The following is a 26,768-nucleotide window of genomic DNA, read 5'->3' on the forward strand; positions in this document are numbered from 1 at the left end:
CAGCAAGTAACCCCCGCCACTACTTTGCACCATGGGCCGGAGAGGAGACCGGGGGGCTTACATGTCCGCCGCATTGCCGCCGCATGGCCGGTATTGCAGGTTCGTGGCCACCTGCCGGACGGCCTTTCAGGCGAACCGGAAAGCGTTTTACGGTCCTTGGCACCGGTCCATGAACGAGTGCGGCAAGGGCCCTGCCGCCGCCGGTTCCGCCCCCCCGAGCGTGTGAGGCCAGACATGAGCAGCCAGCCCATCGACTCCGTGACCGCAGGACACACCCCGAACGACGGCGCCCGGCAGGACCCCGGCGCCGGCTGGTCGTTCGAGACCCGGCAGATCCACGCGGGCGCCGTGCCCGACCCGGCCACCGGCGCCCGCGCCACGCCCATCTACCAGACGACGTCGTTCGTCTTCCGGGACACCCAGCACGCGGCCGACCTGTTCTCGCTCGCCGAGCCCGGCAACATCTACACCCGGATCCACAACCCCACCCAGGACGTACTGGAGCAGCGGATCGCCGCGCTGGAGGGCGGCGTCGCCGCCGTCGCGCTCGCCTCCGGGCAGGCCGCCGAGACCCTGGCGATCCTGACCCTGGCCGGTGCCGGGGACCACCTCGTCGCCGCCAGCTCCCTCTACGGCGGTACGTACAACCTCTTCCGGCACACCCTCCCGCGGCTCGGCATCGAGGTGTCCTTCGTCGACGACCCGGACGACCTCGACGCGTGGCGGGCCGCCGTCCGCCCCACCACCAAGGCGTTCTTCGCGGAGACGCTGGGCAATCCGCGCGGCAACGTCCTGGACGTGCGCGGCGTCGCCGACGTGGCACACGAGGCGGGGGTGCCGCTGATCGCCGACAACACCGTGCCCACCCCATACCTGCTGCGGCCCATCGAGCACGGCGCGGACATCGTCGTGCACTCCGCGACCAAGTTCCTCGGCGGGCACGGCACCACGATCGGCGGCGTCGTGGTCGACGCCGGCACCTTCGACTTCGGCGCGCACGCCGAGCGGTTCGCGGACTTCCACACGCCCGACCCCAGCTACCACGGCCTGCGGTACTGGCCCGACCTCGGCCCCGGAGCCTTCGCCGCCAAGCTCCGCGTACAGCTGCTGCGCGACCTCGGACCCGCGCTCTCCCCGCACTCCGCCTTCCTGCTGCTGCAGGGCGTCGAGACGCTGAGCCTGCGCCTGGAGCGGCACACCGCCAACGCGCTCGCGCTCGCGGAGTGGCTGGAGCGGCGCGACGAGGTGTCCGTCGTGCACTACCCGGGCCTGCCCTCCAACCGCTGGTACGAGGCGGGGCGGCGCTATCTGCCGCGCGGCGCCGGAGCCGTGCTCGCGTTCGAGCTGCGGGACGGCGTCGAGGCGGGCAAGCGGTTCGTCGACGCGGTCGGCCTCTTCAGCCACCTCGCGAACATCGGCGACGTCCGCAGCCTCATCATCCACCCCGCCTCCACGACGCACAGCCAGCTGGACGAGGAGCAGCTGGCGGCGACGGGCACCGCGCCGGGGCTGGTGCGCCTGTCGGTCGGCCTGGAGAACGCCGATGACCTCAAGGCCGACCTGGAGGCGGGGTTCCGGGCCGCGAAGGCGGCGTCCTGAGCCCGGGCGCAGCGGCGAGCACGGTCTCCCTCCCGCCGGCCACCGGGGCCTGGCGGGAGGGGGACCCGCCAGGCCGCCGCGCCTGGGTGACGCTGCCACGGGCGCTGCCCCTGGAGGCGGGCGGGGCGCTGGAGGGCGTACGGATCGCGTACGAGACCTGGGGGCGGCTCGCACCGGACGCCGGCAACGCCGTGCTGCTGCTGCACGCGCTGACGGGCGACAGTCACGCCGCCGGGCCGGCCGGTCCGGGGCACCCGACCGCGGGCTGGTGGGACGCGCTGATCGGGCCCGGCGCGCCGCTGGACACCAGTCGCTGGTACGTCGTCGCGCCGAACGTACTGGGCGGCTGCCAGGGCAGTACCGGCCCGGCCTCCCTCCGTACCGCCACCGAGCGGTGGGGGCCGGACTTCCCGTACCTGACCCAGCGCGACCAGGTGGCCGCCGAGGCCGCGCTCGCCGACGCGCTGGGCATCCGGCGCTGGGCCGCGGTCATCGGCGGCTCCATGGGCGGGATGCGCGCGCTGGAGTGGGCCGTCGGCCGCCCGGAGCGCACGGGCGCGCTGCTCGCGCTCGCCTGCCCCGCCGCGTCCTCCGCCGAACAGATCGCCTGGGGCACGATCCAGACCGCCGCGATCCGTGCCGATCCAGGATGGCGGGACGGGCGGTACCACGACGCGCCACCGGGCGGCGGCCCGCACCACGGCCTCGGCGTCGCGCGCCGCATCGCCCATGTGACGTACCGCAGCGAGCCGGAGCTGGCAGCGCGCTTCGGACAGACGCCGCAGCCCGGCGAAGACCCCTGGCAGGGCGGGCGGTACCAGGTCGCCTCCTACCTCGACCACCACGCGTCGAAGCTGGTCCGCCGCTTCGACGCGGGCAGCTACGTCACGCTGGTCGACGCGATGAACGGCCACGACGTCGGGCGCGGCCGGGGCGGCACGGCGGCCGCGCTGCGCCGGGCCCGGATGCCGGCGCTGGTCGCGGGCGTCGACTCCGACCGGCTCTACCCGCTCGCCCAGCAGGCGGAGCTGGCGGCCGCCCTGCCCGATGCCGACCGGCTCCGCACCATCGAGTCGCCGTACGGCCACGACGGCTTCCTCATCGAGACGGAGCAGGTGGGGGCACTGGTGAGGGAGCTGCTGAGCCGGGCGTGACGGCGGCGGGCCGGGGAGCTCTCAGCCGGTCGTGCCCACATTGCGGCCCGACACCGGGACCTCCAGCGGCCGGGCGAGGCCGATCACGCCCTCGTCGAGGCGCTGGAGGTGACGCAGGACGCGGAAGGTCACCGTGCCCGAGGGCAGCGCGTTCGTGCCGTTCGCCTCCAGTACCGAGGCGATGCTCGCGCCGGAGGAGACCTCGCCGCGGGTGCTCTCGTCCACCACGCGCGCGACGATGATGTCGATGTTCCGGGCGATGCGCCGGCCGGCCCGCTCCAGCCGCGGGTCGGCCGCGACGTTCTTGCTGTACGGCACGAGCTCGGCCGTCGCCGCCAGCGAACGGGCGTGGTACGCGCAGGTCTCCAGCAGCGCCACCAGATAGCGGGCGGTCTGCCGGCGCCCCCGCAGCGGCGTGATCGGATGCGTCAGCGGCTGCGTGGAGGCACGCAGATCGTCCAGCGCCGAGTCCAGGTCGCGCGCCTTGTCCAGCAGGTCGGCGGCGGGACCGCCACTCAGCTGCGCTACCGCGGCCGTCACCACGTCGCTCAGCCGCTCCAGCACCGTGCCCAGCAGCTCGTCCGTGCGGCGGTCGGTGTGCACCGGCAGCACCAGCACGGCGGCGATGATCCCGCAGGCCGCGCCGAGCGCCGTCTCCTCGATGCGCAGCACCAGCACGGCCAGGCTGTAGGTGTTCAGCAGCGTGTAGAGCAGGCCCAGCATCGCGGTGACGCAGAAGGACATCAGCGCGTACGACAGCGGCGCTGTGAAGAACATCCCGAAGATGAAGAGCAGTACGAGGGCGAACGCGAGCCAGGTCTGGTTGCCGACCAGCCCGGCGAGTGCGACACCGGCGACCACGCCGAGGATCGTGCCCACCAGCCGGCGGTACCCCTTGACCAGGATCTCGCCCGTCGACGCGGTGTTGAGGAAGACCACCCAGCAGGTCAGCACCGCCCAGTACCAGCGCTGGCTGGAGAGGAACTCGCCGCCGATGATGGCCAGCGTCGAGCCCACCGCGACCTGGAAGGCGGCCCGGGTGGTGGGCCGCTTCAGCCCGGTGCGCTCGTCGGCCTCCTGCTCCTCCGACGCGCCCTCGAGACTGCCCATCGCGACGTCCTCGGCGTCGAACTCCTCGCGGGAGCGGGCCGTCGCGGGCGTGTCGTCGGACGCGTCCTGCGGCCCGTCCAGCGCCAGCCGCAGACCCAGCACGGCGCGCGCGGCCTCACCGATGCCGCGGAAGACGTCCTGGACGGCGGGGGAGGCGGCCGGCAGCTTGTCCTCGTCGCGGTAGCCGAGCAGCCGGTTCCGTACGTGGGCCAGGGCCATGCCGCGGTCGTCGGCACCGCGGCGCGCGATCAGCAGATGCAGTGCGCCCAGGTCCCGGCGCAGGGTGCGGGTCTCGGCGTCCTCGCCCGGCGCGCGGTCGGCGGCGACCGGCACCGGCGCGTGCGGCAGGTGCATCGTGATCGTGTCGGCACGCTCGGCGCTGCGCGCGTTCAGCAGGATCACGCCCAGCCGCTCGGCGGCGATCTCGGCGTCCGCGATGCGGCGCTGCAGCCGCGCCGCCGTGGCCTCGTCCCGGGTCCCCTCCTCCAGCCGGCCCTGGATCATCAGGGCCGCCTCGTGCAGCCGGGCCGTGCGCCGCCGCAGCGTGTCCAGGACCTTGTCCAGGTCGTCGGGGCCGGCGTCCAGCAGCTCGAGCTGGGCCGCCAGCAGCTGCGCGAGCCGCGCCCGGAACGCCTCGCGGAGCCGCCCCAGGGTGCGCTGGGGCGTCTCCGGTACGACGGCGAAACGGACGACGGCGCTGCACGCGAACGCGACGGCCAGCGTCAGATACAGCTCCGGCAGCGCGCCGACGGTGGCCTGGACGAACAGCGAGACGAAGTAGACCTGGAAGCCCATCAGGCCGAGGGCCGTGCCGCGGTCGCCGAACCGCCGCCCGTACACCGCGCCGAAGATCAGCAGCACGAAGAAGACGTCACCGGCGATGATCCGGGTGTGCAGCAGCGCACCCAGCGACATCGCGGCGAGGGCGACGGGCAGGCCGCACGCGAGCGTGACGGCCTGGCCGCGCACCTCCTTCTCCTTGATCGCGAAGGTGGCGACCATGGCCGCCATGGCGCCCGCGACCATGTGCGTGACGTCCGTACCGAGCAGCGCGAGGACGGCGAGGGCCAGCACGATCGCGCCGACCGTCCGCAGCCCCGCCATCAGCCGCAGCAGTCCCGGGTCGGACGCCGCGAAGCGGTCCCAGGTGCGGATGGAGGCCCGCCGTGTCGCTGCTATCACGCTGCCGTACTCTCCCGAAGCTCGCCATGATCCATGGAGGCCCCAGCATCCCACGAGTCACGCCCCGGTACCGAGGTCGGTGCGCGCATCGCTGAGTCCGGCAGCGCCCTCGAAGGCGTCAGGCGGTGTCCTCCCGCGCCGTGCGCGTCCGGCGGACGCGATGGGCCGCCGCGACCAGGTTCTCCAGTGAGGTGCGCGTCTCCGGCCAGCCCCGGGTCTTCAGGCCGCAGTCGGGGTTGATCCACAGCCGCTCCGCGGGGACGGCCGTCAGCGCCGCGCGGATCAGGGCCTCGATCTCGTCGGTGTCCGGGACGCGCGGTGAGTGGATGTCGTACACACCCGGGCCGACCTCGCGCGGATAACCGGCGGCGGCCAGCTCACCGGCCACCCGCATGTGGGAACGGGCCGCCTCCAGGCTGATCACGTCGGCGTCGAGGTCGTCGATGGCCGGGAGAATGTCGCCGAATTCCGCGTAGCACATGTGCGTATGGATCTGGGTGTCGGGGCGCACGCCGCCGGTGGCGAGCCGGAACGCCTCGGTGGCCCAGGCCAGATAGGCGGCGTGGTCGGCGGCGCGCAGCGGGAGCGTCTCGCGCAGCGCCGGCTCGTCCACCTGGACAACCGAGGTGCCCGCCGCCTCCAGGTCGGCCACCTCGTCGCGCAGCGCCAGCGCGACCTGGCGCGCGGTGTCGGCGAGCGGCTGGTCGTCGCGGACGAAGGACCAGGCGAGCATCGTGACGGGACCGGTGAGCATGCCCTTGACCGGCCGCCCGGTGAGCGACTGCGCGTACCGGGTCCAGCGCACCGTCATCGGCTCCGGGCGGGAGACGTCGCCGGCCAGCACCGGCGGGCGGACGTAGCGGGTGCCGTAGGACTGGACCCAGCCGTGCCGGGTGGCGAGGTAGCCGGTCAGCCGCTCGGCGAAGTGCTGCACCATGTCGTTGCGTTCCGGCTCGCCGTGCACCAGGACGTCGAGCCCGGCCTTCTCCTGGTACGCGACGACCTCGCGGATCTCCGCCGCGATCCGCTCCTCGTACGCGTCCTCGTCGATCCGGCCCGCGCGCAGATCGGCGCGTGCGGTGCGCAGCGCGGACGTCTGCGGGAAGGAGCCGATGGTGGTGGTCGGCAGCGGCGGCAGGCCGAGGTGGGCGCGCTGGGCCGCGGACCGCTCGGGGTAGGGCTGGGAGCGCCGGCAGTCGGCGGCGGTGACGGCCGCGGCGCGGGCGCGCACGGCGGGGTCGTGGGTGAGCGCGGCGCCGGTACGGGAGGCGAGGTCGGCGCGGTTGGCGGCCAGTTCGGCGGCGATGATGCCGGTGCCGTGCGTCAGCCCGCGGGCCAGGGTGACCAGCTCGGCGGTCTTCTGCCGGGCGAAGGCGAGCCAGCGGGCGATCTGCGGGTCGATGTCGCGCTCGGCGGCCGCGTCCAGCGGGACGTGCAGCAGCGAGCAGGAGGCCGCCACGTCCACCCGGTCGGCGAGGCCCAGCAGGGTGCCGAGGGTGGCGAGTGACTTCCCGTGGTCGTCGATCCACACGTTGCGGCCGTTGACGACGCCCGCGATCAGCCGCTTGCCGGGCAGGCCGCCGGCCGCCGCCAGGTCGTCCAGATTGCCGGCCGCGGCCTCGGTGAAGTCCAGCGCCAGCCCCTCGACGGGGGCCTTGGCCAGTACCGGCAGGGCCTCGCCGAGACGTCCGAAGTAGGTCGCGACCAGGAGCTGCGGGCGGTCGGTGAGGGCGCCGAGGTCGCGGTAGGCGCGGGCCGCGGCGTTCAGTTCGGCCGGGGTGCGGTCCTGCACGAGCGCCGGTTCGTCCAGCTGGACCCACTCGGCACCGGCGGCGCGCAGGTCGGCGAGGACCTCGGCGTAGACGGGCAGCAGCCGGTCGAGCAGGGTCAGCGGCTCGAAGCCGGGGTCCACGCCGGGGGCCGGCTTGGCGAGCAGGAGATAGGTGACCGGGCCGACCAGGACGGGGCGTGCGGTGTGGCCGAGCGCGCGGGCCTCGCTCAGCTCCGCGACCTGCTTGCGGGAGTCGGCGGCGAAGACGGTGTCGGGGCCCAGCTCCGGCACCAGGTAGTGGTAGTTGGTGTCGAACCACTTGGTCATCTCCAGCGGCGCCGCGTCCTGCGTGCCGCGGGCCATGGCGAAGTACCCGTCCAGGGCGTCCGTTTCGACGGCGGCGCGGTGCCGGCGGGGGATCGCGCCGACCATGACGCTGGTGTCCAGCACGTGGTCGTAGTACGAGAAGTCGCCGGTCGGTACCTCGTGCAGGCCCGCCTCGGCCAGCTGCCCCCAGACGGAGCGGCGCAGTCCCGCGGCGGTCTCCCGGAGCGCGTCGGCGGTGACGCGGCCCTTCCAGTACCCCTCGACCGCCTTCTTCAGTTCCCGGTCCGGCCCCTGCCGGGGATAGCCGTACACGGTGGCCCGTACGGCCGTGGCGGTGTTCTTGCTGGTCACGTTGCTCTCCTTCGCGAGCGTGTCTCCGAGCGCCCGGCGACGGGCGAGAGCGCGAAGGGAGTGCACAGCGGACGGGACGCCACGCACTCGTGTGCCGCGTCCCTGCTGTACGCCGACCCGCCCTCGAGGTCACCGGAAGGACCGCACACGACGGGGGCCGCGTGCGGGCAACGGGCAGGTCTTCGGACTCACGAGCACGTCCACCCGAAGGTAGACACCTACTGGCCGTCGCTTCCCGGACCCGGTCGGATCCAGTGCGTATGACGGCGGTCGTTCCCGCTCACCGCTGCGGGGCAGTCCCGGATTCCCACCGGGTTCCCTCTTACGACGCGCCTGCCTGGCGGACAGGGCGAACCAGCTGCAGCGATCAGGTTATGCCCTGTCGCCGTCCACGTGCCATCCCCCGCTGTGTGCGTACGCCGTGCCGAGTGTCGTCGGGCAGCCCCGCGCGGAACAGGTCGGGGGTATCGGGCCGACTGTCCGACAAGCTGACCTGACGTGTCGTCAGGCAGAGTGCCGAGATGTGCCGCACGCGCCCCTTATCGTGCGCTTATGAGTCAAATGCCTGATTCCGCCCGTGACCGGATCGCCATCATCGGCATCGGCTGCCGCCTGCCCGGCCACGCCAACGACCACCGGGCGTTCTGGCGGAACCTGGCCGAGGGCCGGGACTGCATCGTCCCGACCCCGGCCGACCGGTACGACGTCACCACCCTGGGCAGCCGGGACCGGGCCAAGCCCGGGCGGCTGGTCGGCGGCCGCGGCGGGTACATCGACGGCTTCGACGAATTCGACCCGGCGTTCTTCGGCATCAGCCCGCGCGAGGCCGCCCACCTCGACCCGCAGCAGCGCAAGCTCCTGGAGGTCTCCTGGGAGGCCCTGGAGGACGGCGGCCAGCGCCCGGCCGGCCTGGCGGGCCGCGACATCGGCGTGTTCATCGGCGCGTTCACGCTGGACTACAAGATCCTGCACTTCGCCGACCCGGACTTCCTGGCGGCACACACCGCGACCGGCACCATGATGACGATGGTGTCGAACCGCGTCTCGCACGCCTTCGACTTCCGCGGCCCCAGCGTCTCCCTCGACACCGCCTGCAGCTCCTCCCTCGTCGCCCTGCACCTCGCCCGGCAGAGCCTGCTGCGCGGCGAGACCGACCTCGCGCTGGCCGGCGGCACACTGCTGCACAGCGCGCCGCAGTACACCATCGCCGAGACCAAGGGCGGCTTCCTCTCCGTCGACGGCCGGTCGCGCGCCTTCGACGCGGCGGCCGACGGCTACGTACGTGCCGAGGGCGTCGCCGTCGTGGCACTGAAACGGCTGGCCGACGCGGTGCGCGACGGCGACCCGGTGCACGCCGTGGTGCTCGGCAGCGGGGTGAACCAGGACGGGCGGACCAACGGCATCACCGTGCCGCGCGAGGACGCCCAGGTGGACCTCGTACGGAAGGTGTGCGCCGAGGCGGGCGTCGCGCCCGGCAGCCTGCAGTACGTCGAGGCACACGGTACTTCCACGCCCGTCGGCGATCCGATCGAGGCCCGGGCGCTCGGCCGCGTCCTGTCCGCGGGCCGCCCGCCCGGCGCCCCGTGCTACGTGGGCTCGGTCAAGACCAACATCGGGCACACCGAGGCCGCCGCCGGCATCGCGGGGCTGATCAAGACCGTGCTGTCCCTGAAGCACGGGAAGATCCCGCCGCACCTCAACCTGGAGCGGCTCAACCCGGCCCTCGACGCGGCCACGCTGCCCTTCGAGATCCCGGACCGGCTGGTCGACTGGCCCGCGCACGACGGGCCGGCCCGGGCCGGCGTCAACTCCTTCGGCTTCGGCGGCACCAACGCCCACGTACTGCTGGAAGAAGCACCGGCCCCCGAGGCGGCCCCGCGGCCCGAACCGCCGCAGCGCAGCCGTACGATCCTGCCGCTGAGCGCACGCCACCCGGACGGCCTGCGCGCACTCGCCGCCGGTCTCCGCGCCGAGCTCTCCGGCGCGCACGGCACGCCGCCCGATCTCGCCGATGTCGGCCACACCCTCGCCCACCGCCGCGAACACCATGCGCACCGGCTCGCGGTGACGTACTCACCGGCGGCGCCCGACTCGCTGGACGAGGCGCTGGCCGCGTACGAGCGGGGCGAGCAGCATCCGGGTGTCGTCACGGGCCACTGCCGCGAGCGCGAACGCCGGGGCGCGGCCTGGGTGTTCACCGGTATGGGGCCGCAGTGGTGGGGCATGGGCCGCCGGCTGCTGACGGCCGAACCGGTGTACCGCGCGGCCGTCGAGGCGTGCGACCGCGAGATCCGTGCGCAGGCCGGCTGGTCCCTGCTGGACGAACTCGCCAAGGACGAGGCCGCGTCGAGGATGGGGGAGACCTGGCTCGCGCAGCCGGCCAACTTCGCGCTCCAGACCGGCATTTCCGCGCTCTGGCGCAGCCACGGCGTCCGGCCCGACGCCGTGGTCGGCCACAGCACCGGCGAGGTCGCCGCGTGCTACGAAGCCGGGGTCTACACCCTGTCGGACGCCGTCAAGGTCATCCTGCACCGCAGCCGACTCCAGCACCGGCTGGCCGGCACCGGCACGATGCTCGCCGTCGGGCTGACCGAGGCCGAAGCGGCACGCCGCGTCCGCCCGCTGCGCGACCGGGTGTCGGTCGCGGCGGTCAACAGCCCCCACGGCGTGACCCTTTCCGGAGACGCGGACGCACTTCGCGGACTCGCCTCCGACCTGGAACGGGACCAGATCTTCGCCCGCTTCCTGGCGGTCGACGTCCCGTACCACAGCGTGCGGATGGACCCGATCAGGGAGGAGCTGCTGGCGGCGCTGGCGGACCTCAAGCCGCGCCCGCCGGAGCTACCGCTGTACCTGACGGCACGCCAGGAAGCCGTGGCCGGAGGCGGGTTGAACGCCGCGTACTGGTGGGAGAACGTCCGCGAGCCGGTCCGCTTCCGGGCGGCCGTCGACCGGCTCGCCGAGGACGGCCACCGCCTCTTCCTGGAAATCGGGCCGCACCCGGTCCTGGGCCACTCGATCGCCGAGTGTTTGGAGGGGAAGGGCACCGAAGGCCGGACGCTGGCCTCGATGCACCGCCAGGAGGACGACGTCGAACGGTTCCACCGCACCCTGGCCGAACTGCACACGCTCGGCGTGGAGTTGGACTGGGGCGCCCTCCAGCCGGGCGGCCGGGTGGTCCCGCTGCCCCGCTACCCCTGGCGCCGGGACCGGTACTGGGCCGAGCCCGAGGGCATCGCGCAGCTCCGGCTCGGCCGCCTCGACCACCCGCTGCTGGGCCGCCGCACCACACACCCCCGGCCCACCTGGGAGGCCCGGCTCGACACCGAACAGCTGCCGTACCTGGCGGACCACCGCATCCAGGGCAACACCGTCTTCCCCGCCGCGGGCTATCTGGAGATGGCGGCGCAGGCGGTACGGGCGCTGACCGGCGGCGGCCCGGCGGTGCTGGCCGACATCCGGCTGGCCAAGGCGCTCTTCCTCGACGACGCGCGGCCGACGGCGGTCCAGTTCTCCTTCGACCCGGACAGCGCGGGCTTCACCGTCGCGACGGGCGCTGCCGACCCCGCCGTGCACGCCACCGGCGTCGTCCGCACGGGCCAGCGCCGCGGCCCCGGCCCCGCTCTCGACCCGGACGCGGTCCGCTCCCGCACCAGCCGCCGGCTGTCCGGCCCCGAGACGTACGCGGCACTGGCCGAGCAGGGGTACGAGTACGGCCCGGCGTTCCAAGGCATCGAGGAGGTCTGGACCGGACCCGGCGAGGCGCTGGCCCGGATCCGGCCGCCGGCCGGGCTCACCGGCGGCGCGGCGGACAGCCACTGCCACCCGGCCCTGCTCGACGCCGCCTTCCAGACGCTGCTGACGACCCAACTGACGTCCGTATCGGCCGAGGACGACCGCGCGTCCGGCGGCATCCGCCTGCCGCTCGCGATCGCCGAGGTACGCCTCGACCCGGTCGGCGACCGTCCCTTCTGGGTGCACGCCACCCTCACCGGTCAGGACGCCGACGAGATCACCGGCGATCTCGCGCTGTACACGGAGGACGGCGCGCCGCTGGGCCGGATCACCGGCTTCCGCGCGGCGGACGTCGAACGTGCCTCCGCCTCGGTCGGCCTGAGCACGATCGACAACTGGCTGGCCGAGGTCGTCTGGACCGACGCCGACAGCCTTCCGGAGGATGCGGACGGCCTCGGCGATCTGCTGATCCTCGCCGACGCGGGCCCCCTCGCCGAGCGGCTGGCCGGGTTCGCACGCGCCCGCGGCGGACGCTGCCACCTGGTGCGCCCCGGTACGAGGTATGCGCACGGCCCGGAGGAATCCACGGTCCGGCCCGATTCGGCCGAGGACCTGACCCGCCTCTTCGCCGACCTCGACGCTTCCTTCGACGCCGTCGTGCACCTCTGGAACCTGGACCTGCCACCGCTGGACGAGGTCACCCGTACGGAACTGGCCCGGTGCACCGGCCTCGGCGCGTACTCGCTGGTCCGCCTCGCGCAGGTGTTGCCGGACGCGCAGCCCGGCGCCCGGCTGTACATCGTCACCCGCGGCACTCAGGCCGTGGCCGCCGGCGACCCCGTCGAACCGCTGGGCGCGGCGGCCTGGGGCCTCGGCAGGGTTCTGTGGCAGCAGGAACTCACCGCGCAGCGCGGCAAGTTGATCGACCTCCCGGCCGAGCCCGCCGAGGGGGAGGCCGAGGCACTCTGGCGCGAGCTCGCCACCGGGGGCGGCCGAGCCACCACCGACGACGAGGAGATCGCACTGCGCGACGGCCAACGTCGCACCAGCCGGCTCCGCCCGCCCGCCGGTCTCACCCGCCCGCTGCCGCTGCGGCTCCGCCCCGATGCGGACTACCTCGTGACCGGCGCGTTCGGCGCGCTCGGCCAAGTGCTCTGCCGCACTCTCGTGGAACGCGGCGCCCGCCGGCTGATCCTCGTGGGCAGGACCCCGCTGCCCGACCGCACGGAGTGGCACCGCGTCGACCCCGACAGCCCCGCCGGGCAGCGGATCGCCTTCCTCAAGGAGCTGGAGGCGCTCGGTGCCCAGCCGGTCCCGGCCCCGCTGGACATCACCGACGAGGCGGCGCTGACCGACTGGCTGGCCGACCGCCGAGGCCGCCAACTCCAGCCTATCCGAGGGGTGTTCCACCTGGCCGGAGAGGTCAGGGACGCGTTGGTGCCGGCGATGGACCGGGCGGCGTTCGAGGCCGGGTACGGTCCCAAGGTGGCCGGCGGCTGGCTGCTCCACCATCACCTGCGCGACGAACCGCTCGACCACTTCGTCCTCTTCGGCTCCATCGCGGCTCTGCTGACCACGGCCGGGCAGACCAACTACGCGGCCGGCAACGCCTTCCTGGACGCGCTCGCCCACCACCGCAGGGCCCGCGGCCTGCCCGCGCTCAGCCTGGCCTGGGGCCCCTGGGACGCCGGCATGATCGAGGAGCGTGGCCTCGCGGAGCACTACCGCACGGCACGCGGCATGAGCCCGCTCTCGCCCGCCGCCGGCATGGCCGTACTGGAGCGCACCATCGGCCAGGAGCGAGCCCAGCTCGCCGTCGCCACCGTGACCGACTGGCGGACCGCCACCGCCTGGTACGCAACGCCGCCCCCGCTCGTCGCCGACCTCGCGGCGGCCGCCGCCGACGCCCCGGCGACCGCCGCGCGCGGCACGTTCCTGGACGCCTTCCACGCGGCCGAGGGCGAGGAGGCCCGCCGCCACCTGATCACGCAACGTTTCGGCGAGCTGGTCGCCGCCGTACTGGGCGTGCCGCAGGACCGCGTCGACCCGGCGGCCGGGCTGCTCGCGCTGGGCCTGGACTCCCTGCTGGCGATGGAGCTGCGCGCCAGGACCGGCACCGAGCTGGGCGTCACACTCCCGGTGGTGGCACTCCTCAGCGGCGAACCGGTCGACGCGCTGACCAACCGGCTGTACGACGGGCTGCTGGCGGCCGGCGAGTCCGAGGCCGCGCCCGCGATCGAGCAGCACACCGAAGAACAGCGCACCGGAGATCAGCGCCCCGAAGCGGAGCATCCCGAAGAGGAACAGCAGTACCCCCTCACCTACAACCAGAAGGCGCTGTGGTTCCTCCGGGAGCTCGACCCGGATGCGCACGCCTACAACATCGGCGGCGCGATGGTGGTGCACGGCGAGCTCGACCCGGAGCTGGTCCGCACCGCCTTCCGCCTCCTGGTGGAGCGGCACCCGTGCCTCCGCACCACCTTCGTCGCGGAGCAGGGGCGGCCCGTGCAGCGCGTCTCCCCGGAGGCGCGGGCCGACACGGCCGTGTTCGACGTACAGGGCGAGGACTGGGACGCCGTACGCGAGCGGCTGGTCCATGAGTACCGCAGGCCGTACGACCTGACGCGTGACCCGCTGGTCCGGCTCCGCCTCTTCAAGCTCGCGCCGGACCGGTGGGTGGTCCTCAAGGCCGTCCACCACATCGTCTCCGACGCCCACTCCATCTTCACCTTCGTCGAGGAGCTGTTCACCCTCTACGACGCACTGCGACACGGCAGACCCGCCGAGCTCCCGCCGCTGCCGGCCCGGTACCTGGACTTCCTCGACCGGCAGCACAGCCTGCTCGCCGGGCCCGAGGCACAGCACATGCTCGACTACTGGCGGGCGCACCTGCCCGCGCGGATCCCGGACCTGGAGCTGCCCACCGACAAGCCCCGTCCCGCGGTGGCCACCCACCACGGCGCCTCCGAGTTCTTCGAGATCGACGCCGAACTCGGCGCACGGGTGCACGCGTTGTCGCGCCGCCACGACGTCACGCCCTTCATGGTCCTGCTGAGCGCGTACTACCTGCTGCTGCACCGCTACTCGGGCCAGGACGACATCGTCGTCGGCAGCCCCGTCAGCGGCCGCACCCACCCGGAAGACGCCCCGGTCTACGGCTACTTCGTCAATCCGCTGCCGCTGCACGTCAGCCTGGCCGGCGACCCTTCGGTGGGTGAACTGCTGGCCCGTACCCGCGACACCGTGCTGGGCGGCCTGGACCACCAGGAGTACCCGTTCGTCCTCCTGGTCGAGAAGCTGGGGCTGCCGCACGACGCCAGCCGCTCCGCCGTGTTCCAGGCGATGTTCGTCCTGCTCACCCACCAGCTCGGCGAAGAACTGGCCGGGCACCGAGTGGAGAAAATCCAACTGCCGGAGCAAGAAGGGCAGTTCGAGCTGACGCTAGCCGCCTACGAGGAGCCCGCGAGCGGGCGCTTCACGTGTGCTTTGAAGTACAACACCGACCTGTTCCACGCGGCGACGGCCCGTCGGCTGGCCGGGCACTACCTGAACCTGCTGGACGCGCTGACCCGCGTCCCCGCCGAGGCGCCGGCCGGCCGGCTGCCCCTGCTCGGCCCCGAGGAGCGCGACCGCATCCTCACCCGGTGGAGCGGGTCCGGCCGGACGGCGGACCACGACGTGCCGGTGCCCGACCTCATCCGGCGGCGCGCCGCCGAGCGGCCCGGAGCCGTCGCCGTCGTGGCCCCCACGACGTCCGGCGACACCCGCCGGCTCAGCTACGCCGAACTGGACGAACGGTCCCGCCGGGCGGCCCGCCGGCTGCGTGCGCTGGGGGTGCGCGACGGCGCCGTGGTGGCGGTCCGCATGGCCAAGTCGCCGGAGCTGATCGTCACACTCCTCGCGGTGCTGCGGGCCGGCGGCTGCTATCTGCCCCTGGACCCCGGCCATCCGGCCGACCGGACGGCCCGCCTGATCGCGGACGCGGGCGCCGTCCTGCTCGTGGCCGATGGGGCGCCCGACCGACGCGAGCCCGACCGGCCCGAGCCCGACGGGAGCGGACCCGGCCCCGAGGCGGTCACCCTGAACGAGCTGGACGTGCCCGCCCCGGACGACCCTGATCCCGAGCCGCCCATCTCCCTGGACGCGCCCGCCTACCTCATCCACACCTCCGGCTCGACCGGCCGCCCCAAGGCCGTCCGGGTCAGCCACCGCAGCCTCGCCGCCGTGCACGCCGCCTGGCGCGCCGAGTACCGCCTCGACGACGAGGTCGGCGTCCACCTCCAGATGGCCGCCCCGTCCTTCGACGTCTTCACCGGCGACCTGGTGCGCGCGCTGTGCTCCGGCGGCACCCTGCTCCTCGCCGACCGCGATCTGCTCTTCGACACCCACCGGCTGTACCGGACGATGGCCGAGGAGCGGGTGGACTGCGCCGAATTCGTCCCGGCGGTCGCCCGCGGCCTGATCGGCCACTGCGAAGCGGCCGGGCTGCGGCTGGACTTCCTGCGCCTGCTCATCGTCGGCTCGGACACCTGGCGGGCCGGTGAGCACCGGCGGCTGCGCGCCCTGTGCGGACCGCGGACCCGCCTGGTCAACTCGTACGGGCTGACCGAGGCCACCATCGACAGCGCGTACTTCGAAGGCCCGGTGGACGGCCTCGCACCGGGCGCGACGGTCCCCATCGGCCGCCCGCTGCCCAACAGCGAGCTGTACGTCCTCGACCGGTACGGCGAGCCGGTGCCGCCCGGCGTGACCGGCGAGCTCTTCATCGGCGGCGAAGGCCTCGCGACCGGCTACCTCGGCGCCCCGGAGGAGACCGCCCGGCGCTTCCCGACCCTCGCTCTGCACGGCGCGCCGCGCCGGCTCTGCCGCACCGGCGACCTGGCCCGCTGGTCCGCCGACGGCACGGTCCACCTGCTGGGGCGCGCGGACCGCCAGGTCAAGGTGCGCGGCCACCGCGTGGAGACCGGCGAGGTGGAGACACAGCTGTCCCGCTGCGCCGGGCTCCGCCAGGTCCACGTCACGACCCATCGCACGGACGGCGGCGACAACACCCTGTGCGCCTACTACGTACCGGACGAAGGGGCGCGGGTGGACCGGGGCGAGCTGCGCCGGAGGCTCGCCGACCACCTCCCCGCCTACATGATCCCGTCCCACTTCGTGGCGCTGCCCGCGCTGCCGCTGACGGCGAACGGCAAGGTCGACACCGCCGCGCTCCCGGCCCCCGCGTACGAGCCGGAGCCCGGGGCCCCCGAGGCCCCGGCCACTCCCTACGAGGCGCGGATGGCCGCGCACTGGCAGGCCCTGCTCGGCGGTGAACTCCTCGGCCCGCAGCACGACTTCTTCGCGGCCGGCGGCAACTCGCTCACCCTCATCGAGCTGATCCACCACCTGCGCACCGAGTACGGCACCGAGATCCCCGTCGGCCCGCTGTTCAAGGACACCACCCTGCGCGGCATGGCCCGCACCGTCGAGGATGTGGTGGCAGGCGAAGCCGACGACGCACCGCCCTACGTCCGCTTCGGGCCGGACGACCCGGATGACCCGGACGATTCGGCCCCGGATCGTACGGTCTTCTGTTTCCCGCCGGCGGGCGGCCACGGCGCCGTGTACCGCGAACTGGCCATGCACCTGGGGGACTTCCACCTCATCGCGTTCGACTATCTCCCCGACGAGGCCAAGGCCGCCCGCTACGCCGACCTCATCGAGTCGCTGCGGCCGGCCGGGCCGTGCGCCCTGCTCGGCTACTCGCTCGGCGGCAATCTCGCCTTCGAAGTGGCCAAGGAGCTGGAACGGCGGGGGAGGGAGGTGTCCCGGCTGGTCCTGCTGGACTCCTACCGCTTCACCGAGGCCGGGCCGCTGGACGGCGAGCAGCTGGCCCGCTTCGAGGACGGGCTGCGCGACCGGCTGGGCCTGCGGGCCGGTGCGGGCCCGCTCGCCGCGGAGACCGTCGGCCAGGCCCGGGACTACCTCGCCTTCTGCTGCCGCACGCCGAACCTCGGCACGGTCGCCGCACCGATCACGGTGATCGCCGCCGAGCGCAGCGGACTGCCGTACGTACTGGGGAAACGGGCCGGCTGGCAGGAGAGTTCCCGCACCGGCGCGGTCCGGCTCGACGGCTCCGGCACGCACGACGAGCTGCTCGATGCCGCGCACCTCGTCCACAACGCGCGGCTCGCCCGCGAGGCCCTGGCGGGCGCGGAGTGCGGGGTGCCCGCATGACGCCCCGTACACCGCCCCCTGAGCTCGGCCGTACCACCGCGGCAGCCACGGGTGACCTGGTCGTCTTCGTCCTCGGGATGCGCGTCAACCGGCTCCGCTCGCCGCGGTACTGGGTGCCGGTGAGCCGGGCGATGGCACCGTTGATCAGGGAGCTGCTGGCCGACCGGGACAGCGGGCTGCTGGGCTCCCGGACCCGGTTCGGCCCGCCCCGGGTGATCGAGCTGATCCAGTACTGGGAGTCGCAGGACAAGCTGCTCGCGTACGCCTCGGATGCGCGGCGGCGGCACCGGCCCGCGTGGGCGGAGTTCAACCGGCGGATCCGGGAGAGCCGCGGCGCCGTGGGGCTCTACCACGAGAACTACCTCGTGCCGGCGGGCGCGTACGAGGCGGTCTATGTCGACATGCCGCCGTACGGGCTGGCCGCCGCCACCGGCGTCCTGCCGGTCGGCAGCCGCGGCGACACGGCGGCCGACCGGCTGGGCCTGCGCTGAGCCTCAGCGCCCGGCCCCGCCGAGCAGGGCGGTGGAGAGTCCGCACAGTGCCGTGATGAGGTCCTGCCCCAGCACCCGCCAGTGCGCCTCCGCCTCCCGCTGCTCGATCCGGCCGTTGGCCAGGTCGTACTCCAGCTCCGCGAAGGCGTGCACGCTGAGCTGCCGCACCATCGCGCTGTACCGCTGGAACAGCCCGGGCGCGAAGTCCTTCCGGCGCACCGCACCACGGGTGTTGAGGAGGCGCAGCGACGGCGTGTTCAGCTGCTCCTGGATCACGTACTCGCGCAGCGCCGGTTCGACGATGGCCTGGGCGAAGAAGCGCGCGCCCCAGGTCGGCGCGGACGCTTCGATGTGGTACTCGACGCCCGGCAGGATGAGACAGGCGTAGTGCTCCTCCCGCGTCACCGCCCGCTCCGTGCCGAGCAGCGCCTCCACCATGGCGATGCGGCGCTCTTCGATGACGTCGGTGTAGCTCGACAGGATCGCCTTGATGAGCTCGTCACGGCCGTTGAAGTGGTACTGCACCGCGGAGTTGTTGCGCTGGCCGGCCGCCTCGCTGATCTGCCGGACCGAGACGTTCGCGAAGCCCTTCTCGGCATAGAGCCGCTCCGCGGTGCGCATGAGCTTGTTCCGCGCGACCACGGAGCGGGGGGACGGCGGGGCGGCCGGTGCTGGGGTGTTCATTCCGCGAGTCGGATGGCTCCGGTCGGGCACCCCGCGGCCGCGGCGCGCACATCCTCGAAGTCCTCCGGCGACGGCGCCTCCGCCAGCAGCATCACGACACCGTCCTCCTCCCGCTGATCGAAGACCTGATCGGCCTTGAGCACACACAACCCGCTGCCGCAGCACGCTTCCTGGTCCACGGTGATCTTCATGCTATCTCCTCGTTCCCGCTGCCCCGATGCTCCGTGATCACCAGGTGACCCACAGCTCCTGCAGGCCGCCGGCCGCGACGCCGTCCCGGGGGCGCAGCTCCTCCGGGGTGTCCCGCAGCCGCAGGCCGGGCAGCCGCCGGGCGAACGTACTCAGTACCACGTTCAGCTCCACCCGGGCCAGTGTCTGGCCGACGCAGAAGTGCGGACCGGCGCCGAAGGTGACGTGCTGGCTGTTGTTCTCGCGCCGCGCGTCGAACCGGTCGGGCTCGGGGAACTTGCGTGCGTCCCGGTTGGCGGCGGCCATGTTGACCAACAGATTGCTGCCCGCGCCGACCGGTACCCCGCCGACCTCGGTGTCCTCCGTGATGAACCGGGGGATGCCGACGCCCGCCAGGGGGTCCATCCGCAGGGACTCCTCGACCGTGCCCGTGACCAGCTCCGGGTCGGCGACCACCGCCTCGTAACGCTCCCGCTCGGCCAGCAGCAGCGCCGTCATCTTCAGGATCATGTTCGAGGTGGTCTCGTGCCCGGCCAGCAGCAGACCCCGCGCCGTGGAGACCAGTTCGTCGTGGCTGAGCCGGCCGTCCTGGCTGTCCGAGATGAGGGTCAGCTCGCTGAGCAGATCGTCACCGGGGTGCGCGCGCTTCTGCTCGACCAGGTCCGAGGCGTAGTCCAGGAACGCCTGCTGCGCCGCGTCGACCTCCTCCTGCGTGTACTTGGTCAGCGTCAACGCCACCTCCGACCAGTACGCGAACTTCTCCTGGTCCTCGCTCGGCGCGCCCAGCAGCGCACAGATGACCTGGACCGGCAGCGGCAGCGCGAGGGCCGTCCGGAGGTCGGCGGGTGAGCCCCCGGCCATCATGGCGTCCACCAGCTCGTCGGCCATGCCCTGGATGCGCGGCCGCCACGCCTCCATCTTCTTCACCGTGAAGGCGCGGCTGAGCAGCCGCCGCCAGCGCTGGTGCCCCGGGCCCTCCTGGATGTCCGTGGCGCCGGGGTTGCGCCGGCTGAACATCCCGCCGTCCTCGGTGTTCGACAGGCGTGCCCCGCCCTCCCGGGCGAGGTTGCGGCTGAACCGCGGGTCGGCCAGCAGGGTGCGGACCTCGTCGTATCCGGTCAGCAGCCCGACCACGTCGCCGCTGGGCATCCGGACGTGCGCCACCGGGCACTTCGCCCGGTTCTCGGCCCACTCCTGCGGCGGCTCCAGCACGTGGGGCTGGGCGAACGGGTAGTCGGGGATCGGTGTGGCCTCGTCGGTCATGGGGGGCTCCTCCGGGCGTCGGCGTCCCGGCCACCGTAAGACGCGTGTCTTACTAAGACAATCGCCTTAAGTTCGATTGGCCGATACTGAACGCCAGTTGAGTGGTACAGACCACTTGTCGGCGTTCTTCGGCGCCCATATGATCTCGCCAGTTGTGCAGAGCGAAACGTTCATTGCGTATGTTGCAACGCGCGATCTGTAGGGGTGTCGATGACCGTGTATGCCCGAATAGCCGCTCCGCTGGCGGGACTTGTCCTCGCAGGCCTCGCCGTCACCGGCTGCGCTCCGCAGACCTCGGCGAGCGGCGGGACCAAGGACGAGAAGAGCGGGACGCTGCGCGTGTGGCTGTTCCGGGAGGTCGGCAACAAGCCCAAGGAGAAGGTCGTCGACGCGGCCGTCGCCGCGTTCGAGAAGCAGCACAAGGGCACCGACGTACAGGTCGAGTACATCCCGGTCGACACCCGCGCCCAGCGGATCAAGGCCGCCTTCAACGACCCCGCGAGCGCCCCGGACCTCATCGAGTACGGCAACACCGACACCGCCGGTTATGTGAAGGACGGCGGCCTCGCCGACGTCACCGCGGAGTACACCGCCTGGGACGAGGCGAAGGACACCGACCCCACCGCCAAACAGTCCGTGACCGTCGACGGCAAGGTCTACGGCGCGCCGCTCTTCGTCGGCGTCCGCGCGCTGTACTACCGCACCGACGTCCTCAAGGACCTCGGCATCGCGCCGCCCAAGAGCCAGGCGGAGCTGGTCTCGGCGGCGAAGAAGATCCACAAGGCCCGGCCCGGCCTCTACGGCCTCGCGGTCGGCGGCGCGTACACCTACGGCGCCCTGCCCTTCCTCTGGGCCGAGGGCGGCGAACTCGCCGTGCAGCGCGGCGACACGTACAAGGCGGCTGTCAACACCCCGAAGGCCCGCAAGGGCATCGAGACCTACGCCGCGCTCTTCGGCGACGCCAACTGCCCCGCGGACAAGTGCGCCTCCATGGGCGGCAACGCCACCGTCACCGCCTTCACCTCCGGCAAGGCGGCCATGGCCATCGGCGGCGACTTCAGCCACGCCGCCGTCGAGGCGAGCAAGGCCAAGGGAAAGTACGCGGTCGTCCCGCTCCCCGGCGCGAAGAAGGGGTCGATCGCCCCGGCCTTCGCGGGCGGCAACAACATCGGCGTCCTGAAGAGCACCGCGCACCGTACCCTCGCGGTGGACCTCATGAAGTGGCTGGCCGGCAAACAATCGCAGCGGGGACTCTTCGACGCGATGGGCTTCCTGCCGACCTACACCGACGTGCTGGACGAGGCCGCGAAGAAGCAGCCGTACGTCGCGCCGTTCGTCAAGACCCTGCACGCCGGGGCCAAGTTCGTGCCCGCCTCCCCGGCCTGGGGCCAGATCGACGCCTCGCTGATCCTCCCCACCATGTACCAGGAGATCGTCAGCGGCCGTAAGAGCGTGGACCGGGCGTCCGACGACGCGGCGAAGAAGATGGACGCCGCGTTCTCCGCCGCGCGGTAAGGGCCGCCCCTTGACCTCGACCGCCCTGCGCCGCTCCCGCTGGACGCCCTGGCTCTACCTGCTGCCCGCGCTCGTCCTGCTCGGCGGGCTGCTCGTCTACCCGATCTACCAGCTCGGCCTGATCTCCTTCCTGGAGTACACCCAGGCCCAGGTCAGCGGCGGGCAACCGACCTCCTTCCAGGGATTCGGCAACTACGCGGCGCTCTTCACCGACGGCCAGTTCTGGCAGGTGCTCCTCGCCACGGTCCTCTTCGCCGCCGCCTGCGTGCTCGCCACCCTCCTGGTCGGCTGCGCGCTCGCCGTCCTGCTGACCCGCGTCCGCGCGCTGCCCCGGCTCGTCCTGATGATGGCCGCGCTCGGCGCCTGGGCCACCCCGGCCATCACCGGCTCCACCGTCTGGGTCTTCCTCTTCGACCCCGACTTCGGGCCCGTCAACAGGGTGCTCGGGCTCGGCGACTTCTCCTGGACGTACGGCCAGTACAGCGCGTTCGCCCTGGTCCTCCTCGAAGTCGTCTGGTGCTCGTTCCCGTTCGTGATGGTGACCGTGTACGCGGGCATCCGTGCCGTCCCCGCGGAAATACTGGAGGCGGCAGCGCTCGACGGCGCCTCGCAGTGGCGTATCTGGCGCTCGGTCCTGGCGCCGATGCTCCGGCCGATCCTCGTCGTCGTCACCATCCAGTCGGTCATCTGGGACTTCAAGGTCTTCACCCAGATCTACGTGATGACGGGCGGCGGCGGCATCGCCGGACAGAACCTCGTGCTCAACGTGTACGCGTACCAAAAGGCGTTCGCCTCCTCGCAGTACAGCCTCGGCTCGGCCATCGGCGTCGTCATGCTGCTGATCCTGCTGGCCGTCACGCTGGTGTACCTGCGCATCGTGCGGCGACAGGGGGAGGAACTGTGAGCCTGCTCGGCCCGCTCCGCATCCGGCGCCCCGGCCGGCTGGCCGCCGAGGCCGCCGCCGTGGCCATCGCCGTCCTCGTCGCCTTCCCTCTGTACTGGATGGTCCTCTCCGCCCTCAAACCCGCCGACGAGATCCAGTCCACCGACCCCAGCCCCTGGACCCTCGCCCCGACCCTGGACTCCTTCCGCCGCGTCTTCGCACAGCAGGACTTCGGCCGGTACTTCCTCAACAGCCTGATCGTGGCGGGCACCGTCGTCCTCGCCTCCGCGCTGATCGCCTTCCTGGCCGCCACCGCGGTCACCCGCTTCCGCTTCCGGTTCCGCACCACCCTGCTGATCATGTTCCTGGTCGCGCAGATGGTGCCGGTCGAGGCGCTCACCATCCCGCTGTTCTTCCTCATGCGGGACTTCGGCCAGCTCAACACCCTCGGCTCACTGATCCTGCCGCACCTCGCCTTCTCGCTGCCGTTCGCCATCTGGATGCTGCGCGGCTTCGTCAAGGCGGTACCGGACGCGTTGGAGGAACAGGCCGCGATCGACGGCGCGAGCCGCGCCCGCTTCCTGTGGCAGATCCTCTTCCCGCTGGTCTTTCCCGGCCTGGCCGCGACCAGCGTCTTCTCCTTCATCTCCACCTGGAACGACTTCCTGTTCGCCAAGTCCTTCCTCATCAGCGACACCTCGCAGTCCACACTGCCCATGGCACTGCTGGTCTTCTTCAAGCCCGACGAGAACGACTGGGGAGGGATCATGGCCGCCTCCACGGTGATGACCGTCCCCGTCCTGGTCTTCTTCGTACTCGTACAGCGACGCCTGGTCTCCGGACTCGGCGGCGCGGTCAAGGACTGATGCCATGAACGCGCAACTGCTCCCCGCCCCCGTACACATGGACGCCGTCGAGGACGAGACATGCGTCCTCGACCACACCACCGCCCTCGCGGCCGGACCCGGCACCGAAACCACCGAGCGATGGCTGCGCACCACCCTCGGCGCCGCACTCGGACTGCCGCTCCCGCCCGGCCCCGCCGGCGCGCCCCACACGATCACACTCACCGTAGACCCCGAACTGCCGCCCGAGAGCTACCGGTTGGACACCACCGGCGGCGCCGTACGGATCACCGGCGGCGGCCCGGCCGGCGTCTTCTGGGGCGCCCAGACGCTGCGTCAGCTCCTCGGCGCCGACGCCTTCCGCCGCGCCCCGGTCGCCCCGGACCGCACCCGGTCCCTCCCGGCCGTACGCATCGAGGACGGCCCCCGCTTCGCCTGGCGCGGCATGATGCTCGACGTGGCCCGCCACTTCCTCCCCAAGGACGACGTCCTCCGCTACCTGGACCTGCTCGCCGCGCACAAACTGAACGTCTTCCACTTCCACCTCACCGACGACCAGGGCTGGCGTATCGAGATCAAGCGCCACCCGCGGCTCACCGAGGTCGGGTCCTGGCGCGCCCGCACCAAGTACGGCCACCGCGCGTCGGAGCTGTGGGACGAGACGCCGTACGGCGGGTACTACACCCAGGACGACATCCGGGAGATCGTCGCGTACGCCGCCGAGCGGCACATCCGCGTCGTCCCCGAGATCGACATCCCCGGTCACTCCCAGGCCGCCATCGCCGCCTACCCCTGGCTCGGCAACACCGACGTCGTCGACACCGCGGCGCTGGAGGTGTGGGACAGCTGGGGCGTCAGCCCGCACGTCCTCGCACCCACCGACACCACCCTCCGCTTCTACGAGGACGTCCTCACCGAGGTACTCGACCTCTTCCCGGCCGCCGTCTCGCCCTTCGTGCACATCGGGGGCGACGAGTGCCCCAAGGTCCAGTGGCGGCGGTCCCCGGCCGCGCAGGCCCGGATCGCGGAGCTGGGCCTGGCCGACGAGGACGGACTCCAGTCCTGGTTCATCCGCCACTTCGACCGCTGGCTGACCGCGCGCGGCCGCCGCCTCATCGGCTGGGACGAGATCCTGGAGGGCGGCCTCGCCGAAGGCGCCGCGGTCTCCTCCTGGCGCGGCTACGCGGGCGGCATCGCCGCCGCCGAGGCCGGGCACGACGTCGTGATGTGCCCGCAGCAGCAGGTGTACCTGGACCACCGCCAGCACGGCGGCCCCGACGAGCCGATGCCCATCGGCTACGTACGCACCCTGGAGGACGTCTACCGGTTTGAACCCGTACCGCCGGGTCTTTCCCCCGAGGCGGCCCGGCACATCCTCGGCACGCAGGCCAACGTCTGGACCGAGGTCATGCAGAACCGCTCCCGCGTCGACTACCAGGCCTTTCCCCGGCTCGCCGCGTTCGCCGAGGTCGCCTGGTCCGCGCTGCCGGGGCCGGCGGAACGGGACTATCAGGACTTCGAGGCGCGGATGGCCGGCCATTACGCGCGCCTCGACGCCCTGGGCGTCGACTACCGCCCGCCCGGCGGCCCGCTGCCCCGCCAGCGCCGGCCCGGCGTGCTCGGCCGCCCGATCGAGGGCGCACCGCCTCATGCATGAGTCGCCCGTTCGGCGGGCACTGCGGACGGCGGCGCCCCGGTGGTCGCGCCGCCGGGGACGGGGGACGCTGAGGATGCGGTACCGGCCGGGGCAGCCCGGCGGACCGCCGGCGAGACCGCCGTCGCCCAGTCGAACAGGGAGTACACCTCATGGTGCGCAAGAAGGTCGAAGGAGACGAGGACCAGCGCCGCGCGGCCGCACGCGAGGCCGAGCAGGCCGGGGAGACGCCCAGTGCGCAGGGCCGCACGACAGGCGCGTCGAAACAGCGCACGCACGTGCCGGACCGGTCCACGCTGACCCACGAGGAGAAGGTGGCACCGGTCCACCGCGGCAAGCAGGACTGGCCCGCCGCCCAGACGGGCCCCGTCAGGCCCGGCGCTTCCCAGGAACCCACCCGCAGCTTCAGCGGCCGCGGCCGTCCGGGCTACGGGGAGGACCACGAACGGGTCTTCCAGGCCGTGACCGAGGCCGAACAGCAACAGGGCCGCGGCGCGTACCTGGACGAGATCGCCCGCACCGCCGGCCTCCCCGCGGACCGGACCCGCACCCTGCTGCACGACCTCACGACCACCCACGGCCTGGTCACCCAACTGGCCGACACCGACGACCCGGACCAGGGCCCCCGCTGGGAGACCCACCCGGGCCACTGAGACGCGCCGCGCTGCCCGCCCTCACGACACTGCCCGGCACCGCTCCGCGCCCGGCGAGAGCCCTTCGTCACGCAGCCAGCGCAGCTGCTCGGGTGCCATCGAACCCTGGCCACCGCCGTGATCGGCGTACGGCCAGACCTTCATGGCGGCCCTGCCCGCGTAGCGGTTGACGGCGGCGTACACCGTGGACGGCGGGCACACCGGGTCCATCAGGCCCACGCTGAACAGCGCGGGTGCCGAGGCCCGGGGCGCGAAGTGGAGGCCGTCGAAGTAGTCGAGGGTGCCGAAGGCCCGTTCCGGATCGTCGCGCGTGTGCTGGCGCAGGTACTGCACGAGCTCGGCGTAGGGACCTTCCGTGGCGATTGCGGCACCCCGCCGGAAGTGGCACAGGAAGGGCACGTCGGCCAGTACACCGGCGACGCGGTCCCCGGCGAGTCCGGCTACCGCGAGCGCCAGCCCGCCCCCCTGGCTGCCGCCCTGGACGATGATGCGGTCCGTATCGACGTACGGCAGCGCGCGGGCCGCGTCGACCGCGAGCACGCAGTCCGTGATGAGCCGGCGGAAGTAATGGTGGTGCGGATCGTTGATGCCGCGGGTCATGAACCCCCCGACCCACTGGGGTCCGTCCCCCTCCTCCTGGTCGGGTGTGTCATGCCCCTGCCCCCGGCTGTCGACGACCAGCTGGGCGTAGCCGGCCGAGGGGAAGAGCAGGTGGTCGGTCGGCAGGCCGCGTCCGCAGCCGTAACCGAGGTACGTGATCACCGTGGGCAGCGGTCCGGCGGCGCCCGCCGGCCTGACCAGCCAGGCCGCGACGGGCTGTCCGCGCCAGCCGGGAAACCGCACGTCGGCCACGTCGACGGCGGTCAGCAGCGGGTCGCGGACCGGGGTGACCGTCGGGGCGCCGGCCGACGCGTACGACAGCGCAAGTGACTCCTTCCAGAAGGCGTCGAAGTCGACGGGGGCGGATGCGTCGGTCTGGAAGGTACGAAGCCGGTCGAGCGGCAGATCGGTGAACGGCACGGGCCGCGCTCCTTCAAGTGGTCGAGGCCGAGGCGGGTGTCCGACGCGGACGTGCCCGTACGGGTGCTGCCGGGCGTGACCGCGGCGAACGCGGCGGCAGCCCGCGCGGGCGCTCCGCTCGGC

14 protein-coding genes, 1 pseudogene and 1 riboswitch are annotated in these 26,768 nt (G+C 72.9%); of the genes and pseudogenes, 9 read left to right on the forward strand and 6 right to left on the reverse strand.

Features of this window, described 5'->3' with window-relative positions; all coding sequences use genetic code 11:
- Nucleotides 1–234 precede the first annotated feature (234 nt).
- Both ACZ4MH_RS09640 and metX read left to right on the forward strand, forming a co-directional pair.
- Nucleotides 235–1,599, forward strand: a complete 1,365-nt coding sequence (locus ACZ4MH_RS09640) for a bifunctional o-acetylhomoserine/o-acetylserine sulfhydrylase (protein WP_351588816.1) — start codon at nt 235–237, stop codon at nt 1,597–1,599.
- Nucleotides 1,596–2,753, forward strand: coding sequence for a homoserine O-acetyltransferase MetX (metX, locus tag ACZ4MH_RS09645; RefSeq protein WP_351588833.1), 1,158 nt, complete (start codon nt 1,596–1,598; stop codon nt 2,751–2,753). Before ACZ4MH_RS09640 ends, metX begins: the two co-directional genes overlap by 4 nt.
- Before the next feature lie 21 nt (nt 2,754–2,774).
- On the opposite strand, the gene ACZ4MH_RS09650 is transcribed toward metX, so the two are convergent.
- Nucleotides 2,775–4,967, reverse strand: coding sequence for an FUSC family protein (locus tag ACZ4MH_RS09650; protein WP_351588836.1), 2,193 nt, complete (start codon nt 4,965–4,967; stop codon nt 2,775–2,777).
- 196 nt (nt 4,968–5,163) lie between these two features.
- Nucleotides 5,164–7,494 (reverse strand): 5-methyltetrahydropteroyltriglutamate--homocysteine S-methyltransferase, encoded by a 2,331-nt coding sequence (metE, locus tag ACZ4MH_RS09655; protein WP_351588819.1) that lies wholly within the window; start codon nt 7,492–7,494, stop codon nt 5,164–5,166.
- 156 nt (nt 7,495–7,650) lie between these two features.
- Nucleotides 7,651–7,868, reverse strand: a riboswitch (cobalamin riboswitch).
- Between the two features lie 178 nt (nt 7,869–8,046).
- Here metE and ACZ4MH_RS09660 point away from each other — a divergent pair.
- Together ACZ4MH_RS09660 and ACZ4MH_RS09665 are read left to right on the forward strand one after the other, a co-directional pair.
- A complete protein-coding gene (locus ACZ4MH_RS09660; RefSeq protein WP_467754438.1) occupies nt 8,047–17,448 on the forward strand; it encodes an amino acid adenylation domain-containing protein in 9,402 nt (3,133 codons plus the stop codon).
- Complete coding sequence (locus ACZ4MH_RS09665; protein WP_351591369.1) at nt 17,445–17,939, forward strand: DUF4188 domain-containing protein; 495 nt, start codon at nt 17,445–17,447, stop codon at nt 17,937–17,939. Before ACZ4MH_RS09660 ends, ACZ4MH_RS09665 begins: the two co-directional genes overlap by 4 nt.
- 3 nt (nt 17,940–17,942) lie before the next feature.
- On the opposite strand, the gene ACZ4MH_RS09670 is transcribed toward ACZ4MH_RS09665, so the two are convergent.
- Genes ACZ4MH_RS09670 through ACZ4MH_RS09680 form a run of 3 tightly spaced genes read right to left on the reverse strand, consistent with a single transcriptional unit; the run spans nt 17,943 to nt 20,075 of the window.
- Nucleotides 17,943–18,623: a TetR/AcrR family transcriptional regulator gene (locus ACZ4MH_RS09670; RefSeq protein ID WP_351591371.1), complete on the reverse strand. Its 681-nt coding sequence runs from the start codon at nt 18,621–18,623 to the stop codon at nt 17,943–17,945.
- Nucleotides 18,620–18,814: a ferredoxin gene (locus ACZ4MH_RS09675; protein WP_351591374.1), complete on the reverse strand. Its 195-nt coding sequence runs from the start codon at nt 18,812–18,814 to the stop codon at nt 18,620–18,622. Before ACZ4MH_RS09675 ends, ACZ4MH_RS09670 begins: the two co-directional genes overlap by 4 nt.
- A gap of 37 nt (nt 18,815–18,851) precedes the next feature.
- On the reverse strand, nt 18,852–20,075 hold the full coding sequence (locus ACZ4MH_RS09680) for a cytochrome P450 (protein ID WP_351591377.1): 1,224 nt from the start codon (nt 20,073–20,075) through the stop codon (nt 18,852–18,854).
- Between the two features lie 210 nt (nt 20,076–20,285).
- Between ACZ4MH_RS09680 and ACZ4MH_RS09685 the strand changes: the two genes are divergently transcribed.
- The 5 genes and pseudogenes from ACZ4MH_RS09685 to ACZ4MH_RS09705 all read left to right on the forward strand — a co-directional run bounded on the left by ACZ4MH_RS09685 (nt 20,286) and on the right by ACZ4MH_RS09705 (nt 25,625).
- Nucleotides 20,286–21,590: an extracellular solute-binding protein gene (locus tag ACZ4MH_RS09685; protein ID WP_351591380.1), complete on the forward strand. Its 1,305-nt coding sequence runs from the start codon at nt 20,286–20,288 to the stop codon at nt 21,588–21,590.
- Nucleotides 21,520–22,494: pseudogene (locus tag ACZ4MH_RS09690) on the forward strand (carbohydrate ABC transporter permease); the annotation flags it as partial. The gene ACZ4MH_RS09685 and the pseudogene ACZ4MH_RS09690, both read left to right, overlap by 71 nt.
- Nucleotides 22,491–23,339, forward strand: coding sequence for a carbohydrate ABC transporter permease (locus ACZ4MH_RS09695; RefSeq protein WP_467754439.1), 849 nt, complete (start codon nt 22,491–22,493; stop codon nt 23,337–23,339). The pseudogene ACZ4MH_RS09690 and the gene ACZ4MH_RS09695, both read left to right, overlap by 4 nt.
- 4 nt (nt 23,340–23,343) lie before the next feature.
- A complete protein-coding gene (locus ACZ4MH_RS09700) occupies nt 23,344–24,975 on the forward strand; it encodes a beta-N-acetylhexosaminidase (protein WP_351591386.1) in 1,632 nt (543 codons plus the stop codon).
- A 149-nt stretch (nt 24,976–25,124) separates the two neighbouring features.
- On the forward strand, nt 25,125–25,625 hold the full coding sequence (locus ACZ4MH_RS09705; RefSeq protein WP_351591389.1) for a hypothetical protein: 501 nt from the start codon (nt 25,125–25,127) through the stop codon (nt 25,623–25,625).
- Between the two features lie 21 nt (nt 25,626–25,646).
- Here the strand turns inward: ACZ4MH_RS09705 and ACZ4MH_RS09710 are convergent, their stop codons facing one another.
- Nucleotides 25,647–26,645 carry an acetylxylan esterase gene (locus tag ACZ4MH_RS09710; protein ID WP_351591392.1) on the reverse strand — a complete coding sequence of 333 codons (999 nt, stop codon included), beginning with the start codon at nt 26,643–26,645 and terminating at the stop codon, nt 25,647–25,649.
- Between the last annotated feature and the right edge of the window lie 123 nt (nt 26,646–26,768).

This window comes from Streptomyces sp. NPDC026301 (assembly GCF_055567935.1).